This is a genomic window from Providencia sp. PROV076 (genome assembly GCF_028483405.1).
Taxonomy (GTDB): domain Bacteria; phylum Pseudomonadota; class Gammaproteobacteria; order Enterobacterales; family Enterobacteriaceae; genus Providencia; species Providencia huaxiensis.
The window spans coordinates 1-1990 of record NZ_JAMPRR010000052.1; the positions used below are offsets into that span (position 1 = coordinate 1).

The 1990-nt window shown below is 51.9% G+C and carries 2 rRNA genes; both read right to left on the bottom strand.

From position 1 onward, the window contains the following. Positions 1–6: 6 nt before the first annotated feature. A 5S ribosomal RNA gene (gene rrf, locus PSF67_RS21660) occupies positions 7–122 on the bottom strand. A gap of 143 nt (positions 123–265) precedes the next feature. Then, positions 266–1990 (bottom strand): 23S ribosomal RNA (locus tag PSF67_RS21665); the annotation flags it as partial.

Below are 1990 nucleotides of genomic sequence, written 5' to 3' on the forward strand. Positions count from 1 at the left end.
TTTAATGTCTGGCAGTTCCCTACTCTCACATGGGGAGACCCCACACTACCATCGGCGCTACGGCGTTTCACTGCTGAGTTCGGCATGGGGTCAGGTGGGACCACCGCGCTATTGCCGCCAGACAAATTCTATTTGTTCCCGTTTAGTTTTCTCCACTAAACCAGAACATCAATCTCAAACAAGCTGTGTGTCCTTCACCTCTCGGCTTCTCACTTTTATTGAATCAACTTTAATCTCTCAATCCCTAAAACACCTTCGGTGTTGTCAGGTTAAGCCTCACGGTTCATTAGTATTGGTTAGCTCAACATATCGCTATGCTTACACACCCAACCTATCAACGTCTTAGTCTTAAACGTTCCTTTAGGACCCTTAAAGGGTCAGGGAAGACTCATCTCAAGGCAAGTTTCCCGCTTAGATGCTTTCAGCGGTTATCTCTTCCGCACTTAGCTACCGGGCAATGCCATTGGCATGACAACCCGAACACCAGTGGTGCGTCCACTCCGGTCCTCTCGTACTAGGAGCAGCCCCTTTCAATCTTCCAACGCCCACGGCAGATAGGGACCGAACTGTCTCACGACGTTCTAAACCCAGCTCGCGTACCACTTTAAACGGCGAACAGCCGTACCCTTGGGACCTACTTCAGCCCCAGGATGTGATGAGCCGACATCGAGGTGCCAAACACCGCCGTCGATATGAACTCTTGGGCGGTATCAGCCTGTTATCCCCGGAGTACCTTTTATCCGTTGAGCGATGGCCCTTCCATTCAGAACCACCGGATCACTAAGACCTACTTTCGTACCTGCTCGAGCCGTCACTCTCGCAGTCAAGCTGGCTTATGCCTTTGCACTAACCGCATGATGTCCGACCATGCTTAGCCAACCTTCGTGCTCCTCCGTTACTCTTTGGGAGGAGACCGCCCCAGTCAAACTACCCACCAGACACTGTCCGCACCCCGGATAACGGGGCAACGTTAGAACATCAAACATTAAAGGGTGGTATTTCAAGGTTGGCTCCACGCAGACTGGCGTCCACGCTTCGAAGCCTCCCACCTATCCTACACATCAAGGCTCAATGTTCAGTGTCAAGCTATAGTAAAGGTTCACGGGGTCTTTCCGTCTTGCCGCGGGTACACTGCATCTTCACAGCGAGTTCAATTTCACTGAGTCTCGGGTGGAGACAGCCTGGCCATCATTACGCCATTCGTGCAGGTCGGAACTTACCCGACAAGGAATTTCGCTACCTTAGGACCGTTATAGTTACGGCCGCCGTTTACTGGGGCTTCGATCAAGAGCTTCTCCTTACGGATAACCCCATCAATTAACCTTCCAGCACCGGGCAGGCGTCACACCGTATACGTCCACTTTCGTGTTTGCACAGTGCTGTGTTTTTAATAAACAGTTGCAGCCAGCTGGTATCTGCGACTGGCTTCAGCTCCATCCGCAAGGGACTTCACCTAGCGCCAGCGTGCCTTCTCCCGAAGTTACGGCACCATTTTGCCTAGTTCCTTCACCCGAGTTCTCTCAAGCGCCTGAGTATTCTCTACCTGACCACCTGTGTCGGTTTGGGGTACGATTAATGATAATCTAGAGCTTAGAGGCTTTTCCTGGAAGCGGGGCATGAGCTACTTCATCACCGTAGTGACTCGTCATCGAACCTCAGCATATAGTGAACCGGATTTGCCTAATTCACCTGCCTACATTCTTAAACCGGGACAACCGTCGCCCGGATAGCCTAGCCTTCTCCGTCCCCCCATCGCAATTATCACCAGTACGGGAATATTAACCCGTTTCCCATCGACTACGCATTTCTGCCTCGCCTTAGGGGTCGACTCACCCTGCCCCGATTAACGTTGGACAGGAACCCTTGGTCTTCCGGCGTGCGGGTTTTTCACCCGCATTATCGTTACTTATGTCAGCATTCGCACTTCTGATACCTCCAGCATACCTCACAGTACACCTTCACAGGCTTACAGAACGCTCCCCTACCCAAC